We start from the raw sequence: 20,749 nt of genomic DNA on the forward strand, positions 1-20,749 counted from the left end.
GGCGCTCCGGCGGTGGACTGGATCAGGGATGACAAAGATGTCTGGTGACAGGTGCCGACGCTCGGCGCGTCAGCACGCTTCCGATATGGCGATCATTGCAGCGCAGCACAAGGCAGCTGCGGCAATGCGCCGCCGTTGACCGCGTCGGCAATGGCCACATCGCTGTCGGTGACATCGATCGCCCGCTCCACGTACCAGGCCGGGTTGTAGTAGCTGTGCGCGTAGCGCTCGCCGGCGTCGCACAGGATGGTGACGATGGAGCCCTGGCGGCCTTCCTCGCGCATCCGCTGCGCGGCGTGCAGCACGCCGATGAAGTTGGTGCCGGTGGAGCCGCCCACGCGACGGCCCAGGGTGGCGCTGACGTGGCGCATCGCCGCCAGGCTCAAGGCGTCGGGCACCTTGATCATTTCATCCACGCAGCTGGGAATGAAGCTCGATTCCACCCGCGGCCGGCCGATGCCTTCGATGCGCGAGCCGCCGGTGATCGCCAGCTCCTTGGGGCATTGCCCGTCCACCGCACGGCAATAACCGTCGAAAAACACCGACACTTCCGGGTCCACGCACAGGATGCGAGTGTGATGCCGGCGATAGCGCACATAGCGCCCCAATGTGGCGCTGGTGCCGCCAGTGCCGGGGCTGCAGACAATCCAGTCGGGAATCGGGTGCGGCTCCTCGGCGAGTTGCTTGAAGATCGATTCGGCAATGTTGTTGTTGGCGCGCCAGTCGGTGGCACGCTCGGCGTAAGTGAATTGGTCCATGAAGTGCCCGCCGGTCTCGTGCGCAAGCTGGTGCGAGGCGCTGTCCAGATCGCAGGCGCGCTCGACCAGGTGGCAGCGGCCGCCCTGGAATTCGATCGCGGCGATCTTCTCCGGCGAGGTCGAGGCCGGCATCACCGCAATGAAGGGCACCCCCAGCAAGCGCGCGAAATAGGCCTCGGAAATGGCGGTGGAGCCGCTGGACGCCTCGATCACCGGGCGCCCGGCACGCAGCCAGCCATTGGTGAGCGCGTACAGAAATAGCGAGCGCGCCAGACGGTGCTTGAGGCTGCCGGTCGGGTGGCTGGACTCGTCCTTGAAGTACAGGTCGATGCCCGGATAACCCGGCAGGTTCATCGGAATCAGATGGGTGTCGGCCGAACGATTAAAATCGGCTTCGATCTTCTGGATGGCGGCGGCCACCCACTGGCGCTGCGACATGGCAGGACTTGGCTGCGAAAGTGGCCTCAATTCTACCGCTGTCGCCCGCGCGCCCACGCAGCCAGGTCATCGGGCGGACAGCTAGGGGCCGATGCTATGCTCACCGCACCTGTCCGCTGCCCCGAGCGCTCGTGCTGCATCGCCTGCTCCGCCTGCTGCTGTGCCTGTGCCTGGTTGCCAATACGGCCACCGGCGCGTGGGCGTCGGTGGGCATGGCGATGCCGGCGATGGCATCCAGCGCGATGCCCGCTGTTGGAGTGGTAAACGCGGCAGCAAACCTGCACGCGGCAATGCCGGCAGCCATTGCGTGCCATGACGCCACGCCGCCAGCCACAGCGCAGTTGCACGACAAGGCCACGCACGCGCACGCACAGGACTGCTGCAAGCTGGGCAGCTGCGATTGCCTGCAGCACTGCAGCCTCGCCTTGTTGACCTTGCCTGCGGTACCCGCGGGCCAGCCCGGCCACCTGGCGTTACCGGCCACCTTGGCCGAAGGGCGCAGCAGCCCGCTGCCCGAACAACCGGTGCGACCTCCTATCGCCTGAGCGCTGACGGCCTTGCCTTGGCCGTCATCGGCCCCGCGCGTGTATTGCGCGGGTTTTCTCAGCTGTGCGATGCGTCCGTCTTGCCGATGGAGCGCGCCGGAGATGTCATGTCTTTCGATTCCCCGTTTTCCACTACCTCATCCAGCAACGGCCTGAGCCGGCGCCGCTTCGTGCAAGGCCTGGCCCTGGGCGGTGTTGCTGCTGCGGGCGGCCTGTGGCGCCGCGATGCGCGCGCAGCGACGCCGGCAAATACGCCGGTGCTGCGCGGTAGCAGCCAGTCGCTGCAGATCGGCCGCATGCCGGTCAACGTCACCGGACGCGCCCGTCCCGCGATCACCGTCAACCAGAGCCTTCCGGCGCCCACCCTGCGCTGGCGCGAGGGCGACACGGTGAGCGTACGCGTGCGCAACGCGCTGACCGGCCAGCCCACCTCGGTGCACTGGCACGGCCTGCTGCTGCCGGCCAACATGGATGGCGTACCCGGCATGAGCTTCGATGGCATCGCGCCGGGCCAGGAGTATCACTACCGCTTTGCGCTGCGCCAGTCCGGCACCTACTGGTACCACAGCCATTCGATGTTCCAGGAGCAGGCCGGGCTGTATGGCGCGATCGTCATCGACCCATTGACGCCACCGCCGTACCGCCACGATCGCGAACATGTGGTGCTGTTGTCGGACTGGACCGACCTCGACCCGGCGGCGCTGTTCCGCCGGCTCAAACAGATGCCCAGCCACGACAACTACGCGCAGCGCACCGTCGGCGATTTTCTACGCGATGCGCGCGAAGACGGCCTGCGCGCCACGCTGGCCGACCGCGGCATGTGGGGCCGCATGCGCATGACGCCCACCGACCTGTCCGACGTCAACGCCACTACCTACACCTACCTGCTCAACGGTGTTGCACCGGCAGGCAACTGGACCGGGTTGTTCAAGCCAGGCGAAAAGGTGTTGCTGCGTTTCATCAACGGCTCGTCGATGACCTACTTCGACATCCGCATCCCCGGCCTGCGCATGACTGTGGTGGCCGCCGATGGGCAATACGTGCATCCTGTCAGCGTGGACGAACTACGCATCGCCGCGGCCGAGACCTTCGACGTGATCATCGAACCGCTCGGCCAGGATGCGTTTACGCTATTCGCGCAGGACATGGGCCGCACCGGATTCGCCTGCGGCACGCTGGCAGTGCAGCACGGATTGCAGGCGCCGATTCCTGCGCTGGATCCACGCGCCATTCTGACCATGCAAGACATGGGGCATGGCGATGCAATGGGACATGGCGAACACGCGGCGCATGGCAGCGGTACAGCGCAAAGCGACCTGCATACGGCACACACGATGGCAATGCCGATGCCGGAAATGCAGTCGCATGGCCATGCCAGCGATGAGGCCAAGCGCAAGACACTGCATCATCCAGCCAGCGAAGATGGCAACCCGTTGATCGACATGCGCAGCAACGCCACAGCGCCACGCCTGGACGATCCCGGCGTGGGCCTGCGCGACAACGGACGCCGCGTGCTGTGCTACGCCGACCTGCACAGCGTGTTCGACGATCCGGATGGGCGCGAACCCGGCCGCGACATCGAGCTGCATCTGACCGGGCATATGGAGAAATTTTCCTGGTCGTTCGATGGCATCGCCTTCGCCTCGGCCGACCCACTGCGGCTGCGCTACGGCGAACGGCTGCGCATCGTGCTGGTCAACGACACCATGATGCAGCACCCCATCCATCTGCATGGCATGTGGAGCGATCTGGAAGATGCCGACGGCAACTTCCAGGTGCGCAAGCACACCATCGACATGCCGCCCGGCACCCGCCGCACCTACCGCGTGCGCGCCGACGCGCTCGGTCGCTGGGCGTATCACTGCCATCTGCTGTACCACATGGAAGCAGGCATGATGCGCGAAGTGCGGGTGGAAGCATGAGCCGCTTTCGCACCCAGGCCTGGTTGGCGGCCGCGTTCTTGGCGAGTGCATCTGCGGGTGCGCAAGAGCATCAGCACGATGCGATGGAGCACTCACCACAGGACATGCGGGACCATGCGATGCAGATGACCGATGGCGCGCAGAAGACGCCCGCCTCATCTCGGACCGCACACATGGACCACGCCCACATGTCGCACGCTGCCATGGAGACTGGAACCACGGACCAGGAGGCGATGAAGCATGGATCCATGGACGATGCAGCCATGAGCCACCAGGCGATGGATCACTCGAAGATGGACCACACGCAGCCCACCAATGCCGCGCAAATTCCTGCATCGCCCACCAACACCACAATCACCGGCAACCTCGCCGATACACGCAGTACCGCACTCCCACGCACCCCCATCCCGACACCCACTGCGGAAGAAATCGCTGCCGCATTCGTCCCATTGCAAGCGCATACGATGCACTCGGCAGGCATCAACCACTATGTCCTGCTCGATCGAATGGAAGCTTCCAGCACCGAACGCGGTAGCGGCCAGGCATGGGAATCACGCGCATGGATCGGCGGCGACATCGATCGGCTATGGCTGCGCAGCGAAGGCGAGCGGCACGACGGACGCACCGAACCCGCCTCGCTGGAAGCCTTCTACGGCCATGCCATCTCGCCGTGGTGGGATCTGCTCGTCGGCGCACGTCAGGACATCGGCGCAGGCGACCATCGCAGCTGGGCGGCATTCGGCGTGCAGGGACTGGCGCCCTACAAGTTCGAAACCGAAGCCGCGTTGTATGTGGGTAACGGCAGCCGCGCGGCACTGCGACTGGAAGGCGAATACGAGGTGCTGCTGACCAACCGGCTGATCCTGCAACCGCGCGTGGAAGCCGACATCGCGCTCACCGACGACAACCGCCGCGGGATCAGTCGCGGCCTGGAAGACGCCGAACTTGGCCTGCGCTTGCGCTACGAAATCACTCGCCGTTTCGCGCCATACATCGGTTGGGTGCATCGCCGCCGCTTCGGCGATAGCCCAGCACGTGCGGCGATGGAGGCTGCACCCGCACGCGACAGCCACTACGTTGTCGGTGTACGCGTGTGGTTTTGAGGCAATGGCATCGTGCAGGCCGCTACATTCGGCACCGTCATCACCGCCAATGCATCAGAAGCGCGGCCACTGGCCATGACACGCCAACCACCCCGCCCTCGCTAACATCAACACCCTCGCAGCACGCTGCGCCCTTATTAAAACCAGGAGACCGCCATGTCTTTGAACGATCTACAACGCGTGCCAGGTGCCACCGCCGCGCCCGCCGACACGCACGGCTTCGTGTTCAACCACACCATGCTGCGCGTCAAGGATGCCAAGCAGTCGCTGGATTTCTACACACGCGTGCTGGGCTTCCGCCTGCTCGACGCACGCGATTTTGCCGACGCAAAATTCAGCCTGTATTTTCTCGCGCTGCTGCCGGAAGGCACCGCCATTCCCGATGACGACGCGCAGCGTCGCCTGTGGATGGCTGGCATCCCCGGCGTGCTTGAACTCACCCACAACCACGGCACCGAAACCCAGGACGGCCCGGTCTACCACGACGGCAACAACGACCCGCGCGGCTTCGGCCACATCTGTGTTTCAGTGCCGGACATCCATGCCGCCTGCGCGCGCTTCGACAGCCTCAACGTGCCCTACCAGAAACGCCTGGAAGATGGCCGCATGAAGCACCTGGCCTTCATCAAGGATCCGGATGGTTACTGGGTAGAGATCATTTCCAATACGCCATTGGCGTAAGTGCACGGCTCATCCGGCAAGCTGGCGCATGACCGGGGATGGAGATGGAAACCAGCGGATGCGGAGGCGAAAGGCCACGCATCCGCTGCCCGAAAGCCCCACGTCGCCAAAGCGCACGGGCACCGCCATACCCGGCGCAACGACTGGACACACCGCCGGGCTGGAGTAGACTTTCGCCGCCCTCCGCAATGGATGCACCCCAATGCTCGTCAGGAAGATTTCACTGGTCCTTGCGCTAGCAACCATCGCCGCCTGCAAGCCGGCGACACCGGACACCACACCTCCGAAGACTGCCGCAGCCGCGGCCAGCACCACCACACCCCCTTCAGACAAGGATGCATCTCCCATGCAGGACGCAACCCAGGGATCGACCCAGCAATTGCAGCCGCCGCGGCCCGATAGCGTGCTGTATTTCATCAGCAACGTGGACGGCGATGGCGCCACCTCTTACGAGGTCGCCAATGGCAGCTGGATCAATTATTGGTACGGCTTTCAGTTCGAACTTGGCGGTACGCGTTATTACACCGGCTTTGCGTGGGAAACGCCCGAGCGCTTTGGCGCAGAAAGCGAAAATCACTATCCCGCGCCTGGCACCAAGGTGACGTTGGCCCATGCCACCTTCGTGACCAGCGAGCCGGGGAGCAAGACCCCTTGGAAGCTGCTTGGCGCAGAGCCCTACATCGGCGAATTCGGCGGCATGGAACAAGGCAACACCGTCGACACGAAACGTAAGCCGCAGACCTTTGTCACCGACGACGGTCGGCTGGTCCTGGCCGTGCCGACGTGGAGCCTGCAGTCGGGCGTGCGCATCCTTTCCTACGACACGCTCGTGTTCAACCCGAAGGACACCGATAACGTCAACGACAAGCATTGGACTTATATCGGCAATGTGCCAGCGGGGCAGGACAACAGTGCAAATTGTGGCGAGGATGCGCCTGGGAAGATTGCCTGCGTCAAGAACAGCAGCACGCTCGCGTTCGTTAAGCAGCCCGGCCTGCCTGCGCTGCGGGTGAGCGTTTCTGCAGATCCGCCGACGAGCGGGGGTGACGAGACGCTTGAATACCGCTACGATGCGGCCCACAAATCGTATTTGCCGACCCCTTAATACAGGACCAAAGGAATTGGTTCGGGCGGCGTACCGCTGCAGCCGCGTGGCTGCAGCACTCAATCAAGGACCTTGAGCGATGCCAACGAATTACTCACGAGCCCAAGTGCTCGACATCATTGAACGCGAGGCGGCCGAGCGGAATATTCCGCGTGACGACTTCCTGCGTTTTGCCCATGTAGAGACTGGCGGCGCCTTCGACGAGTTGGCCAGCCGCGGAGCCGGTGGCGCAAAGGGGCTATTTCAGTTCACTCCTCCGACCGCCGCGCAATACGGCATTGCTGGACGCGAGTTGGACGCCGTGGTCAATACCGACGCAGCCGCGCAGCTGTATCTGGACAACCGGACGAGTCTGGTTAATCGGCACGAACGTGATGGGCGGCCGTATCTTTCGGGGAAGCCCGAGCCCGACGGCCTGGACATGTACCTGGCCCACCAGCAGGGCGCCGGTGGCTACCGCTCTCTTCAGACGGCGATCGCCACGGGGACGTTTGGTCTCGAAAGCACACGCGCCAACATCCTCAACAATGTCGGCGAGAAAGAGCTGAAGTCGTTGACCGGTGTCGATTCGGCGACGTTCCGGCGCATGTCCGACAAGGACATGGCACAGACGTTCGTGCAGTACTGGGATACGAAGATGGACCGTATCCGTATTCCTGAAAAAGGCATCGAGCCCATTTCGGCCACGCAGCAGACATCGACGCAGTCTGCGCCGTCGCAGTCCGCGCCTGCCCAGCCGGAGAAAGCTGCAGCGCACGGTATCGCGCTCCACGCGGCCTATGACCTCACCAACAAGTACGACCACGTCAAATACGGTCTGGGCGCAAAAGATCCGGACAAAGGCAGGGTCGATTGTTCTGGCTGGGTGGTCGAGATGCAGAACGCGACCATGGATGAAATCAACAAGGGCGCCGGCAAGGCCGTCTTTACCAAGGACGAAAAGTTCAGCCCTGGTTTCGACAGTGCCTCGGAGCTGCTGCGCAAGGCCGAGCAGCGCTCTGGTGTCCTGATCCAAGGCAAAGACGTCACTGCCCAGACCCTCAAAGAGGGCATGATCATTGGCGAGGACAATGGCCCCCAGAGTTGGGACAAGGGGCGTTACAAGGGCATCGACCACATCACCATGGTGGTGCGCGACCCCAAGGATGGCCAGCTCAAGATCAGCCAATCGCGTGGCGGTGAGGGTGTCGAACTCAGCTCGCTGGATGCCTACCTTGAGCGCAAGCACGCCAAGGGCGTCAAGCTCTACGCCAGCGACCCGCTGTCTGAGGCGCGCGACCTGCTGCAGGAGCGCAGCCAGAACAAGCAGCAATCTCACGCAGCGACCGAGCACAAGCCCAGCCAGGCACATGCCGCCGGCGATGCGCCAAGTGTCCTGCGCGAAAATGCACATGGCGCGGAAGTACGCACATTGCAGCAGACGCTGCAGCAACTGGGTTACAAGGACGCGGGCGGCAACGAACTCAAGCCCGACGGCGCCTATGGCCAGCGCACGATTGACGCGGTCAAGGCGTTCCAGCGTGCGCATGGGCTGCAGGACGACGGCGTGGTTGGCCGCGACACGCTTGCTGCGCTGAAGCAGGCGGAAAAAACGCCTCTGCTCTCCGAGAAAACCAACCCGGACCACCCGCTATTCAATCAAGCCGTCAGTAAGCTCGAACAGCTCGGCCCGAATGCCTTCGCCAACCGGCAGCAGTTGGTGAATGCTGCTGGCCACATGACCTTCGAAGCGAAGGTCAGCGGTTTGCAGCGCATCGACATGGTGGCGCCAAGCAAGGATGGCAATGGACTGTTTGGCGTACAGGGTCAGCTCAACGACCCGGCGCATCAGCGGATCTACACCGACAAGGCAACCGCTGCGGAACGTCCGCTGGAGCAAAGCAGCAATGCCGTGCGACAGGAAGCGCAAACGCAAACGCAGGTTCAAGATCAGCATGAGCAGCAACGCAACCAGGCGCGCAGCGTCGGTTGATCTTCGCGCAATGGAAACACAGAAGAGGCACCGATCGATGGATCGGTGCCCCTTCTGGTTTAAGCCCGCATGACTCGATTTTCTCGAATCACATCAGGCGACGGATATCCGGCGCCTACAGATCTGATCCGTCAATTGGACGCCGCAACAGCCTCTCTGTCAGGGAACCATTGCGGCAACCGCTCGGCGAATTTCGCTGCGCATTCGTCGCTGTAGGCTTGTGCAGCCTCTTTGACCAACGCGTAATCGTTGGCTTCCCATTCTTCTAGTGAGGCGGTGCGCGGTGTCGGCGCACAGTCCAGACTGATCGGGTTCGCCTTGCGCTTCAGGAAGCCGCTGCGCTCACCACCAATCGTCACCGCATAGCGCAGCTCATAAGGCGATTTGGTATCGGCCAGGCTCTGATAAACGAGCAGCCAGTCAGACATCAGTACCTGCAACGGGAACGGGTCCGCTGGCAGTGCGGCCGGATGTCCGGTGAAGTAGGTCTTCAAATGCGCGTTGACTGCATCGCGCTGCAATTGATAGCCAGGATTCCCCAGGCCTTCCATCTTTTCGCCTTTCAGCTGATCTTTTCCGAAAGCCGATACTGCAACGCCACGCGCAAACAGGCTGGTCGCGATTTGCAAGCCTACCGCCACCCCGGTGTGACCGCGGCGCACGACACGCAGCATTTCGTCACCGTTGGGCAGACCGTTCGAGCCCACACGCATGCTGGAATGCAACGGGAGCTGTAAGGCCCAATCCGCCGATGGGGCAACGACCGCGCCTGCATCGGACTGCAGACTTGGCTGCTCGCCTGTTGCAGCGACTGACACAGTGCCTGCAACTGCAGCAGCGGCATAGGCCGTTGCTGTCGAAAAATCACCAGCCGCAAACGCTGGCGTCACTGCAGTGGCCTCGGTCACGCGCGCAGGCGTACAGAACGTGCCAGCCGCGCGCATCTGCGCTTCATGGAAGCCGATGCCGTTGACCTGGTGCACCACGGCATCCTTGCCGTACTGCTCCACCAGCTTGCCGATCAATGCATCGGACGGCGATTGCTGTGCGCAGACCTTGGCGGCTGCGATGCGCGACCAGGCAAATTGCAGCGCGGGATCCCAGCCCATCGCATCTTCGCCCACGAATCCGTGGTCGTAGTGATACGCGTAGATGGCAGGGTCGATCTCCTGCAACGTCATTCCGCCCTGACCGGCATAGCCCAGCGGCACGTCTTGCGCAACGGCAAGCCCGGGCAGGGCCAATAGCGCCGCCGCGATACACGTCTTCATGAATCCCTGTCCCTATGGATCAGTGCGACGCGCTGCATGTCCCCCATGCAGCGCGACCGATGCACCAACGCTTGCACGCGCTGGCCCCAACAACATGCAGGGTTCTGATTGACGGGTAATGGCACAACGCACCCGGCCGATCGTCCTGCAGGGATAGTGTGCCCGCACAAGGCAGCCATCGCAGTCGGGGCGGTCCCGACGCATGTGGGGACCGCCCCTCAGATGCTCACTGCTCAGGCATGCAGAATTCCACCCGCGCTCGGTTGCCAATCGCGCGGGGTGCGCAGTGCGGCGAGGGTGCGCACCAGTTCGCGATAGCTCTCGGCCAGTTGCGCGAACAGACCTGCGTCGCTGCAGCGGGTATCGGCCACTTCCGAATACGCGCCTCTGCCCAGGTCGATGAAGTAATCCACACTGAGCCGACGGCGTTGCGCCACGCCTGGGAACAAGCCTGCAATCAGCAAGCAGCCGTCGCCCACATCGCGCAACGCGTCGGCACGCACGCTACCGATCTGATCCTGCGCATGCAGCCATGCCAGCGCCTGCGTCCGCGAAAGCAGATGCGCATCGCGCTGGAAGCGCAGCAACACGAACACCAAATAGTGCTCGCGTGATTCGTCCAGCGGACGTGCAATCCGCTGCCCCGCCTCACGTACCAACGCTTGCCACAACTCGGCCGGCGCGCCCTGTTTGAAAGACTCGTGCATACGTCCTCCTGCGTGGTGGGACCCTCGGCAAGACAGAAGCATATTCCGAGCCAAACTGTTAGCACTGCCGGTTACCGAGCGCTAACGCGAGCAGTGCCCACGATCCTGAGCAATCGATAGCGAGGAGCCATGCCATCCGCATTTGCGACATCCTTGCAGCGAGACGGGAGATGTTACCCCCCGCGACGCGCCGCTTACTTGCACATACCGCTGGAACACAAGGCACACAACACGGCTCCTGTCACGAGGTAGGCCAGCTGGTGGCGCATGCACCATGCCAGTGGCATCAAACCGCATCCCCATCGCAATGACCGTGCGGTTCTGTCCCACCTCGCTATACCGATGCCTCGGCATGTTGGCGAAACCGTCACCACCGCATGATCGGTCCGAAAAAGTGACTTGGCTCGCGCCGTGAGACATTGGCGTCAAACGAACCCAACTGTGTGATCCCTGTTCGCATTCAAACGCGTGCGTATCTCTAGGATGGCCGCTGCCCGGCGAGCCCCACGCAACTGGACACCATAGTTCTGCGATTGCAGCGGCAACATGCGCATGCATGACGCCCAGCCTGTGCCTTCCTCCATCGACGGCCGCAAAACTGCCATGCGAGATCACGACGCGTGTTTTGCGCGCGCTCGCGCCTTCCGGAAGATGTTCGCTTCCGTATCAGGAGTCATTCGAGATGGTTGTAAAAACGTCCACGTTCATTGCGTTACTCGCATCGACACTATTCCTTTCAAGTAGCGATGGCGATGCGTCGCCACAATCAGGCGCGCCCGGCATGCGTGCACGCGCAGGCGCGGTGATCTCTCCTGCATCTGCGGCCTATCCAGGCCCGGCAGAAGTACCTGCCGGCACCGCGATCACGTTCTGGGCATCACAACCGGTCGATCGCGACGAGACGGTGGTGGTCAGCGGCGGCAACATCAGTCCCACCGCGACAGTGCGGCTTACCCGGCTCGACGATAGCGCGGCAGGCAATCCGCTGGAGACAGCAGACAGCGCCAACAATGGCTGGAGCAGCGTGACTCCGATCCAGGCTACCGAGCAATCGCTCAAGTTCCAACTTCCCGATATCGCGCGTGGCGTCTACGCGTATCAGATCGTCACCGGCAACGGTACGGGTGCGACGACGCTGGTGAATGCCCCGGACATCTGGTTCGTGCAGGGCAACGTCGGCAGTGGTGCATCGCCGCGTGGCAGGCTCAATGTGTTCGGCACCGCATTGGGCAGGATGTCGGCATCGAACCAGCCTGTGCAGCTTGCGCTGGTCAGGAATGGCACCGTGCAACGCATCCTGATCGCCGACGAATCCAACCCCAAAGAAGGCATGTACGCACAGAGCTTCGCCATTCCGGCCGACATGCCCGAAGGCGATTACGAGCTGTATTTGCATAACGGCTCCGGCGGCCCAAGCGCATGGAGCCGCTATCAGAATTTCGGTGTCGGCGCAGATCGCACCGCTCCACGTCGCACCATCACCACCGTCAGCATTGCCTATCCGACCAACTGGCCGAACATCCAGTGCAGGGTGGCCCCGGCGAGCGGCAATGGCGCACCGGACGATGCGAGTTTTGCCGCAGCATTCGCCTGCGCGGCCAACGGCGGTGTGGTGTCGATTCCCGCCGGCAGATACACCTTGTCGCAGCAATACGCACAAGGATTCAATCAGACGATTCCTAACCACGTGGTGATCGCGGGCGCGGGCAAGGACGCCACGGTGCTGTCCTTTCCGATTGCCAATAACACCACGTTGTTCAAGGGCAACGGCATCTTTTACACGCCGCCACGTCAACCCAAGTGCGATCAGCAGATCAACTGGGCCACCAACCTGTTTGGCATACGCGACCTGGCCATCGAAGCGCCCGCCATGCGCGAAGGAACCGGCATCGTGTTCGAGCATATGCCGCTGACGGATCTGCGCTCGGTCCCCTTCGTGCGCGATATCCGGCTCACCCTCGGCAGGCAAACCGATCGCACGGCCAGCGGGCCGCTGACGACCGGCATCCAGGCGAGCAATATCTCCAACCTGCAGATCAGCGGAAACGACATCACCGCCAGCAAGCCGATCACCATGGATAAGCATGTGTACGGCGCCACCGTGCAAAACAACACACTGCGTTGGCACGAGCTGGCACTGACCTTCAATCACGATGTGCAGAACGCGCTCATCACGCACAACCAGCACATCTCCGCCGGTGCGCCGTACCACAAGACGCCGTCGGAACTGGGCTTTGCTGCGCCTGGTCGTGATGTGTATTACGCAGACAATGCCAGCCAGTATCCGCAGGATGCGCAGCAGACCTGGCAGCTGACGATGGACGAAGGCATCGGCAACTATCTTGGCAAGGTCGCTGCCAGTTCAGGAACGACACTGACGTTGGCCAGCAATGCGAAAGACGTTCCGTATCTGTGCGATCCCGATGGCAACTCAGTGATGATTGTCTCCGGCAAGGGCGCCGGCCAGATGCGTTACTTGATGGGCAATGCATCGCCGCTGGGCAACCGCGTGAACCTGGACCGTGCATGGGACATCCCGCCCGACCAGAGCTCCATCGTCACCATCGTGACCACTAACGGGCGGATGTTATTTGTCAATAACGACCATGGTGGCGCTGGCCCGATCACCAACTTCTTTCCTTCCGCCGACGTCATCCATGCATACAACCGGCTGCATCGCTTTGGTGCTGGAATCGTGCAGCCCACCGGATTTTATACCGATGCCAACTCACTACTGGCAGGCTGGCATTCGCAGATGCTCAATAATGAAATTACTGCAGATGCGGTTGCCAACCCGTCCTCGATCGGTGGCCAGACGGCAGTATTCAACCTGCAGGGAAGCAACCTGATGATCAGCGAAGGCAATCGAGAAAACGCCTGGTACACCGATGCGGTCACCAACACCGGCATCATCCGCAATAACCGCTTCGCTGTCGGCGCAACCGGAAGCGTGGGCTTGTGGGATCGAGTAAAGAACTCGCTGATCGAACACAACATCACGCCAGAGGTCCGCATTCAAAATGAAAACGTCAAAGACTCATTGGTGCGCGGCAACCGCACCGCAAACGGGGAAAAGTCACAGGTGATCGTGAATGAGCCTCGGCCGGAAAATGGCAATCTGATCGTACCGTAGCCACACAAGCGCCGTTACGCTGTTGCCCACCGGGTAGCAGCGTACCGGCTGGTTCGCGTGGCCGAGACAATACGCGCATTGCACTGAAATCGCAGATGTGGAGAACACCATCTGGTAAACAATCGCCAGCAGGATATCAAGCATTGACTGCGCCCAGCCTGCGCTGAGCGCAGCCCTTCGACGCGCCGCGCTTACTCCACCGTCACCGACTTGGCCAGATTGCGCGGCTTGTCCACATCGGTGCCGCGCGCCAGGGACGTGTGGTAGGCCAGCAACTGCACCGGAATGGTGTGGATCACCGGCGACAGCACGCCGGCATGGCGTGGGGTGCGGATGACATGCACGCCTTCGGAGTCGCTGAAGTGGCTGTCCTGGTCGGCAAACACGAACAGCTCGCCGCCGCGCGCGCGCACTTCCTGCATGTTGGATTTGACCTTTTCCAGCAGGCGATCGTTCGGCGCGATCACCACCACCGGCATCGCCGCGTCCACCAGGGCCAGCGGGCCGTGCTTCAACTCGCCGGCCGGATACGCTTCGGCGTGGATATAGGAAATTTCCTTGAGCTTGAGCGCGCCTTCCAGCGCGATCGGGTAATGCAGGCCGCGGCCGAGAAACAATGCGTTTTCCTTGGCCGAAAACCGCTCGGCCCAGGCCATGATCTGCGGCTCCAGATTCAGCGCGTGCTGCACGCTGCCCGGCAGAAAGCGCAGTTGCTCCAGATACTCCGCTTCTTCGGCGTCACTGATGCGGCCCTGCAACCTGCCAAGCACCATGGTGAGCTGGAACAACACCGCCAGCTGGGTGGTGAATGCCTTGGTCGATGCCACGCCAATCTCGGCGCCGGCACGCGTGTAGCAGACCAGTTCGCTGGCGCGCGGGATTGCGCTCTCCGGCACGTTGCAGATCGACAGCGTGTGCAGATGCCCGAGCGATTTGGCGTATTTCAGCGCTTCCATCGTGTCCAGCGTTTCACCGGACTGCGAGATGGTGACGATCAGGTGCTTGGGATTTGCATACGCGGTGCGGTAGCGGTACTCGCTTGCGATCTCCACGCTGCACGGCAGCCCGGCAATGGCTTCGATCCAGTAACGCGCGGTCATGCCGGCGTAGTAGCTGGTACCGCAGGCCAGGATCTGCACACCTTCGATATCGCGCAATACCGTTTCTGCGTTGGCACCGAACAGCGATGCAGGAAAGCCCTTGGCATCGATGGCCGCTTCGATGGTGTCGGCCAGTGCGCGCGGCTGCTCGTGGATTTCCTTCTGCATGAAATGCCGGAACGGCCCCAGCTCCAGCGAGGCCAGCGACACGTCCGACAAATGCAGCGGGCGCTCGATCGGCGCATCGTTGCTGTCGAAGATGCGCACACCATCGCGGCGCAGTTCGGCGGTGTCGCCTTCTTCGAGGAAGATCACCTGGCGCGTGGCCTGCACGATGGCCGACACGTCGGAGGCGACGAAGTTTTCGCCCTCGCCCACCCCGATCAGCAGCGGGCAGCCCATGCGCGCGCAGACGAAACGCTCCGGTTCGGCTTGGCTCATCACTGCCAGCGCGTAGGCACCGGTGAGTTCCTTCACGGTGCGCTGCAGCGCGGTCAGCAGGTCGCTCGCGCTGCCCAGATGATGATGGATGAGATGCGCGATGACCTCGGTGTCGGTCTGCGACTCGAAGGTGTAGCCAAGCGCGCGCAGTTTTTCGCGCTGCTCTTCGTGGTTTTCGATGATGCCGTTATGCACCAGCGCCACGCCGGCGCTGATGTGCGGATGCGCGTTGGCTTCGGTCACGCCACCATGGGTGGCCCAGCGCGTGTGGCCGATGCCCAGGGTGGCGCCGAACTGTTCGGCTTGCGCGGCCTGCGCCATCTCGGCCACCCGCCCGGTGCGACGCACCCGGCGTACCTGCGCGCCGTCGAGCACTGCAATGCCGGAAGAATCGTAGCCGCGGTATTCCAGGCGCTTGAGTCCCTCGATCAGGACCGGGACCACATCGCGCCCGGCGATCGCTCCGACAATGCCGCACATAGGACAGCTCTCAGAAAAGAAGTCGGACATTTTAGCGTGTCCGCTCTTGTCCGCTGCATGACCCTGCCCGGACAGCGTGTCCGCCACCGGTGTCCGCGGACACTGCGGACACTGGCCGCATTGACCCGAATACCTTTGATATCAGCCACTTGGAAGTTGGCACGCAGTCTGCTTCGTCAGCATGACGCCACCGAGCACGCCGACCATGATTCGTGACACCTCTGCCCAGGACCAGGTTCTTCGTACACCCGCCGGCAAGCCGCGGTGGCGTCGTTGGCTGTGGCCCGGCGTCGCCACCGTGGCGGTGCTGGCCGGTATCGGTTGGGCGATCAGTGCCTGGAGCGCCGGCAGCCGCTCCTTCGACGCCAGCCGGGTACGGATCGCCACGGTGAGCCAGGGCGACCTGGTACGCGACATCGCCGCCGACGGCCGCGTCATCGCCGCCAACAGCCCGGTGCTGTACGCCATCTCGGCCGGCACGGTGACGCTGAGCGTGGTGGCCGGCGACGTGGTCAAGCAGGGTCAGGAGCTGGCGCGCATCGACAGCCCGGAGCTGCGCAGCAAGCTGGCCCAGGAGCAGACCACGCTGGCCGGCCTGGAAGCCGAATCCAGCCGCGCCGGCCTGGATGCCACCCTGGCGCGTGCCAACGCCAGCAAGCTCACCGACCAGGCCAAGATCGACAAGCAGGCAGCCGCACGCGACCTGGAACGCTACCAGCGCGGTTATGACGGTGGCGCCGTGCCGCAAGTGGAGTTGGCCAAGGCGCAGGACACCTTGAAGAAGACCGACATCGACCTGCAGCACGCCCAGCGCGATGCCTCACTGAAAAGCCAGGGCGCGGATCTGGATTCGCGCAACAAGCGCCTGCTGGCGGATCGCCAACGCGCGGTAGTGGCCGAGGTGCAGCGCCAGGTAGATGCGCTCACGCTGCTATCGCCGTTCGATGGTCAGGTCGGCCAGGTACAAGCGGTGCAGCACACACAAGTCGCCGCTAACGCGCCGATCCTGGGCGTGGTGGATCTGTCCAACTTCGAAGTGGAGATCAAGGTGCCGGAAAGCTTCGCGCGCGATCTGGCGATCGGCATGCCCGCGCAGCTCACCAGCGGCAGCGGCGAGCCGTTTCCGGGCGCCATCTCGGCGGTGTCGCCGGAAGTGGTCAATGGCGAAGTCACCGCACGTATCCGCTTCACCGACAAGCAGCCGCCCGGCCTGCGCCAGAGCCAGCGCATGAGCGCACGCGTGGTGATGGACACACGCCGCAACGTACTCAAGGTCGAACGCGGCCCGTTCGTCGAACAATCCGGCGGCAGCTACGCCTACGTGATGGACGGCAACACCGCGGTGCGCCGCCCCGTGCGCATGGGCGTCAGCAGCCTGGGCGAGGTGCAGGTGCTGTTCGGGCTGCAGGTCGGCGACCGCGTGGTGGTGTCCGGCGCAGACAACTTTGGCGATGCACCGCGCGTCACCGTGCACTAGAAACGATCACCCTGCAGCCTCCACACCTCCGACGACTGCGCCACGTTGCAGTCGTCACGCTAACGCTCTTTCGCACACACCTCTTTCGCAAAGGAATCGGCAATGCTCAAGATGCAATCGGTCTCCAAGGTCTTCCGCACCGAACAGGTGGAAACGCATGCGCTGCGGTCGCTGGACCTGCATGTACGCGAAGGCGAATTCGTCGCGGTCACTGGCCCCTCCGGCTCGGGCAAGACCACCTTCCTCAACCTGGCCGGACTGCTGGAAACCTTCACCAGCGGGCAGTACTTGTTGGACGGCGAAGACGTCAGCCATCTGTCCGACGACGCGCGTTCGCGCCTGCGCAACCAGAAGATCGGCTTCATCTTCCAGGGCTTCAACCTGATCCCCGATCTCAACCTGTTCGACAACGTCGATGTGCCGCTGCGCTACCGCGGCATGGCCGCGGCCGAGCGCAAGCGGCGCATCGAGGACGCGCTGGGCCGGGTCGGGCTGGGTTCGCGGATGAAGCATTACCCGTCCGAGCTGTCAGGCGGCCAGCAACAGCGCGCGGCGATCGCGCGTGCGCTGGCCGGTAGCCCGCGCCTGCTGCTGGCCGATGAACCGACCGGCAACCTGGACTCGCAGATGGCGCGCGGGGTGATGGAACTGCTGGAAGAAATCAACGCGCAAGGTTCGACCATCGTCATGGTCACCCACGATCCGGAACTGGCCGCGCGCGCGCAGCGCAACGTGCACATCGTCGATGGCCAGGCCACCGACCTGCAGCGCGAACCGGTGCTGGGGCACGCCGCGATCGGCGCCAACCCCAACGTCGCGCGCTGAGCGAACGCAACCGGCCCGGCGCTGCGCGCCATCGCCATCCCACCCATCGTCGCTACCTGCAGCGCCCGACCCGGAGCCACCTCATGTTCGGCTATTACTTCCGCCTCGCCTTGCGCAGCTTCCGCCGCAACAAGGTCCTCACCGCGCTGATGGTGCTGGCCATCGCGCTTGGCATCGGCGCCAGCATGACCACGCTGACCGTGTTCTACGTGCTCTCCGGCGATCCGATCCCGCAGAAGAGCGACCGACTGTTCTACGTGCAGGTCGATGCGCAGCCGAAGGCCGGCTTCCAGCCCGGCGAGGAGCCGGACTTCCAGAACACGCGCTACGACGCGGAGACGCTGCTGCGCGAGAAACGCGCCAAGCGGCAGGCGATGATGAGCGGCGGATCGGCGGCGATCGAACCACTCAAGAGCGGGCTGAAACCGTTCAAGTCGGAAGTGCGCTTCACCTCGGCGGACTTCTTCCCGATGTTCGACACGCCGTTCCTGTACGGCCACGGCTGGACCGGCACGGAAGACGAGCGGCACGAGCGTGTGGCGGTCATCAGCAAGAAGCTCAACGAAAAACTGTACGACGGCGCCGACAGCGTCGGCCGCGAACTGCGCATGGACCAGAACACCTTCCGCATCGTCGGCGTGCTCGACACCTGGGCTCCAAATCCGCGCTTCTACGACATCACCAACACCTACGGTTCGGACGAACAGGCCTACCTGCCGTTCTCGGTGGCGATGGACCTGAAGATAGAGCGCAACGGCAACATGAACTGCTTCGGCGACAGCAACGGCGATCAGACCTCGCTCAATGCGCCTTGCACCTGGATGCAGTACTGGGCGGAACTGGAGAGCCCGGCGCAGGCCGCCGATTACAAGGCATACCTAGAGAACTACTCCAACCAGCAGCGCGCCGCCGGCCGCTTCCAGCGTCCGAACAACGTGCGCCTGCGCAACGTGATGCAGTGGCTGGACCACAACGAAGTGGTGCCGGGCGACGTGCGCCTGCAGCTGTGGCTGGCGATGGGTTTTCTTTTGGTATGCCTGCTCAATACCGTCGGTCTGCTGCTGGCCAAGTTCCTGCGCCGCAGCGGCGAGATCGGCGTGCGCCGCGCGCTGGGCGCCTCGCGCCGTGCGATCTTCGCGCAGTGTCTGGTCGAAGCCGGCACCATCGGCCTGGCCGGCGGCATCGCCGGTCTCGGCCTGGCCGTGCTCGGCCTGTGGGCCGTGCGCCAGCAGCCCTCCAGCTACGCCAAGCTCGCCCATCTGGACCCTACGATGCTGGCACTGACCTTCGCCCTGGCCCTGGCCGCCAGTCTGCTGGCCGGCCTGCTGCCGGCCTGGCGCGCGATCCAGGTGGCGCCGGCGCTGCAGCTCAAATCGTCCTGATCATCGCCCCGCCGCACGGCGGCGGGCAGACCGCCAACGAAGGTCCCTCACAAGGTTATCGCCATGGACATCCGCCCCATCCTTTCCACCCTGCGCCGGCACAAGACCGCCGCCGCGCTGATCGTGCTCGAGATCGCGCTGGCCTGCGCGATCGTCTGCAATGCGCTGTTCCTGATCGGCAACCGCATCGAGACCCTGCACCGGCCCAGCGGCATCGCCGAGTCGGAACTGGTGACGGTCTCGCTCGGCGGCATCGGCCAGCAGGTCAATGCGGCCGCGCGCACTCGCGAGGATCTGGCCGCGTTGCGCGCCGTGCCGGGCGTGCGCAACGCGACCGTGCTCAACCAGGTGCCGTTCGTGCACTACTCCTCGAACACCAGCCTGTCGCTGACCCCGGACCAGGAGCGGCCAACCCTCAACGGGGCGCAGTACATGGCCGAGGAAGGCACGCTGCAGACCCTGGGGCTGCAGTTGGTGGGCGGGCGCGACTTCACGCCCGACGAATACCTCGATCTGGAAATCGCGAAAACCGACAGGGACGCGCAGAAAAAAGGGACCGCCATCATTCTCAATCGCGCCACCGCGGAGAAGATGTTCCCCGGGCAGAATGCCCTCGGCAAGACCCTCTATATCGGACAGATCCCGGTGCGCGTGGTCGGCATCGTCGACACGCTGGCGCGGCCGGCCGCGACCAGCGGCCTGGCCGAGATCGACTACGCGATGCTGCTGCCGCTGCGCCTGAACTACACCAAGGGCTTGTACGTGCTGCGCGTCACCGACCCGGCGCGGCGCCAGGAAGTGCTCACCGCGGCGACTGCGGCGCTGATGAAGGTGGACAGCAGCCGCCTGGTGCTGAAACAGCAGACCTATGCCGAGATCCGCGACGAATACTTCCAGAGTGACCGCGCGATGGTCTGGCTGCTCGGTGCTGTGTGCATCGCGCTGCTGATCGTGACCGCGCTGGGCATCGTTGGCCTGGCCAGCTTCTGGGTACAACAACGCACCAAACAAATTGGTATCCGCCGTGCACTGGGTGCCACACGCGGCCAGATCCTGCGCTATTTCCAGATCGAGAATTTCCTGCTTGCCTCGATCGGCATCGTGCTCGGCATGTTGCTGGCGTACTCGATCAATGTTTGGTTGATGGCCCGCTACGAACTACCACGCTTGCCGCTGATCTACCTCCCGATCGGTGCGCTGCTGCTGTGGGCACTGGGCCAGATTGCGGTGTACTGGCCGGCACGCCGCGCCGCGCTGGTGCCACCGGCGGTGGCGACGCGGAGCGCGTGAGAGTTAAGGGCTGGGTACGGCCGGCGCCTATATGGCATGTGCGCATGGATGCGCACAGCGCTTGAGCCTGCGGCTTTGCGGCATGCTGCACCAGCCAAGCGATCCAGACTGGCCGGGAT

General features: G+C 63.6%; 16 protein-coding genes. 11 read left to right on the forward strand and 5 right to left on the reverse strand.

Annotated elements, in window-relative coordinates:
- Positions 1-92: 92 nt before the first annotated feature.
- Complete coding sequence (locus XpruCFBP8353_RS04970) at positions 93-1,196, reverse strand: PLP-dependent cysteine synthase family protein (RefSeq protein WP_101362161.1); 1,104 nt, start codon at positions 1,194-1,196, stop codon at positions 93-95.
- 131 nt (positions 1,197-1,327) lie between these two features.
- On the opposite strand from XpruCFBP8353_RS04970, the gene XpruCFBP8353_RS04975 reads away from it, so the two are divergent.
- The 4 genes from XpruCFBP8353_RS04975 to gloA all read left to right on the forward strand — a co-directional run bounded on the left by XpruCFBP8353_RS04975 (position 1,328) and on the right by gloA (position 5,447).
- The gene (locus tag XpruCFBP8353_RS04975; RefSeq protein ID WP_101362162.1) at positions 1,328-1,741 is read left to right on the forward strand and encodes a CopL family metal-binding regulatory protein; all 414 of its coding nucleotides are present in this window, start codon (positions 1,328-1,330) and stop codon (positions 1,739-1,741) included.
- An 86-nt stretch (positions 1,742-1,827) separates the two neighbouring features.
- Complete coding sequence (locus XpruCFBP8353_RS04980) at positions 1,828-3,663, forward strand: copper resistance system multicopper oxidase (protein ID WP_101362163.1); 1,836 nt, start codon at positions 1,828-1,830, stop codon at positions 3,661-3,663.
- The gene (locus tag XpruCFBP8353_RS04985) at positions 3,660-4,766 is read left to right on the forward strand and encodes a copper resistance protein B (protein WP_101362164.1); all 1,107 of its coding nucleotides are present in this window, start codon (positions 3,660-3,662) and stop codon (positions 4,764-4,766) included. The genes XpruCFBP8353_RS04980 and XpruCFBP8353_RS04985 overlap by 4 nt, the downstream gene beginning before the upstream one ends.
- A 156-nt stretch (positions 4,767-4,922) precedes the next feature.
- Entirely contained in the window at positions 4,923-5,447 is a 525-nt protein-coding gene (gloA, locus tag XpruCFBP8353_RS04990) for a lactoylglutathione lyase (RefSeq protein ID WP_101362165.1), read from the forward strand.
- A gap of 9 nt (positions 5,448-5,456) precedes the next feature.
- Here the strand turns inward: gloA and XpruCFBP8353_RS23790 are convergent, their stop codons facing one another.
- On the reverse strand, positions 5,457-5,864 hold the full coding sequence (locus XpruCFBP8353_RS23790; protein ID WP_162300905.1) for a hypothetical protein: 408 nt from the start codon (positions 5,862-5,864) through the stop codon (positions 5,457-5,459).
- Here XpruCFBP8353_RS23790 and XpruCFBP8353_RS05000 point away from each other — a divergent pair.
- Entirely contained in the window at positions 5,794-6,552 is a 759-nt protein-coding gene (locus tag XpruCFBP8353_RS05000) for a hypothetical protein (protein WP_101362167.1), read from the forward strand. The genes XpruCFBP8353_RS23790 and XpruCFBP8353_RS05000 overlap by 71 nt on opposite strands.
- Positions 6,553-6,658: 106 nt before the next feature.
- Positions 6,659-8,524 (forward strand): peptidoglycan-binding protein, encoded by a 1,866-nt coding sequence (locus XpruCFBP8353_RS05005; RefSeq protein WP_101362168.1) that lies wholly within the window; start codon positions 6,659-6,661, stop codon positions 8,522-8,524.
- 131 nt (positions 8,525-8,655) lie between these two features.
- On the opposite strand, the gene XpruCFBP8353_RS05010 is transcribed toward XpruCFBP8353_RS05005, so the two are convergent.
- Both XpruCFBP8353_RS05010 and XpruCFBP8353_RS05015 read right to left on the reverse strand, forming a co-directional pair.
- Complete coding sequence (locus XpruCFBP8353_RS05010) at positions 8,656-9,795, reverse strand: hypothetical protein (protein ID WP_101362169.1); 1,140 nt, start codon at positions 9,793-9,795, stop codon at positions 8,656-8,658.
- 233 nt (positions 9,796-10,028) lie between these two features.
- Complete coding sequence (locus tag XpruCFBP8353_RS05015; RefSeq protein WP_162300944.1) at positions 10,029-10,502, reverse strand: hypothetical protein; 474 nt, start codon at positions 10,500-10,502, stop codon at positions 10,029-10,031.
- A gap of 781 nt (positions 10,503-11,283) precedes the next feature.
- Here XpruCFBP8353_RS05015 and XpruCFBP8353_RS05020 point away from each other — a divergent pair.
- Entirely contained in the window at positions 11,284-13,635 is a 2,352-nt protein-coding gene (locus tag XpruCFBP8353_RS05020) for a hypothetical protein (protein ID WP_101362171.1), read from the forward strand.
- Positions 13,636-13,826: 191 nt separating this feature from the next.
- On the opposite strand, the gene glmS is transcribed toward XpruCFBP8353_RS05020, so the two are convergent.
- Positions 13,827-15,656, reverse strand: coding sequence for a glutamine--fructose-6-phosphate transaminase (isomerizing) (gene glmS, locus XpruCFBP8353_RS05025; RefSeq protein WP_101362172.1), 1,830 nt, complete (start codon positions 15,654-15,656; stop codon positions 13,827-13,829).
- A 205-nt stretch (positions 15,657-15,861) separates the two neighbouring features.
- Between glmS and XpruCFBP8353_RS05030 the strand changes: the two genes are divergently transcribed.
- The 4 genes from XpruCFBP8353_RS05030 (at position 15,862) to XpruCFBP8353_RS05045 (ending at position 20,630) form a co-directional block, all read left to right on the forward strand.
- Positions 15,862-17,133, forward strand: a complete 1,272-nt coding sequence (locus XpruCFBP8353_RS05030) for an efflux RND transporter periplasmic adaptor subunit (protein WP_101362173.1) — start codon at positions 15,862-15,864, stop codon at positions 17,131-17,133.
- 102 nt (positions 17,134-17,235) lie between these two features.
- Entirely contained in the window at positions 17,236-17,958 is a 723-nt protein-coding gene (locus XpruCFBP8353_RS05035) for an ABC transporter ATP-binding protein (protein ID WP_101362174.1), read from the forward strand.
- Positions 17,959-18,041: 83 nt separating this feature from the next.
- Positions 18,042-19,340, forward strand: coding sequence for an ABC transporter permease (locus XpruCFBP8353_RS05040; RefSeq protein ID WP_101362175.1), 1,299 nt, complete (start codon positions 18,042-18,044; stop codon positions 19,338-19,340).
- Positions 19,341-19,403: 63 nt separating this feature from the next.
- Entirely contained in the window at positions 19,404-20,630 is a 1,227-nt protein-coding gene (locus tag XpruCFBP8353_RS05045) for an ABC transporter permease (RefSeq protein WP_101362176.1), read from the forward strand.
- Positions 20,631-20,749 lie beyond the last annotated feature (119 nt).

The sequence above is a fragment of the Xanthomonas prunicola genome (assembly GCF_002846205.1).
Taxonomy (GTDB): Bacteria; Pseudomonadota; Gammaproteobacteria; order Xanthomonadales; family Xanthomonadaceae; genus Xanthomonas; species Xanthomonas prunicola.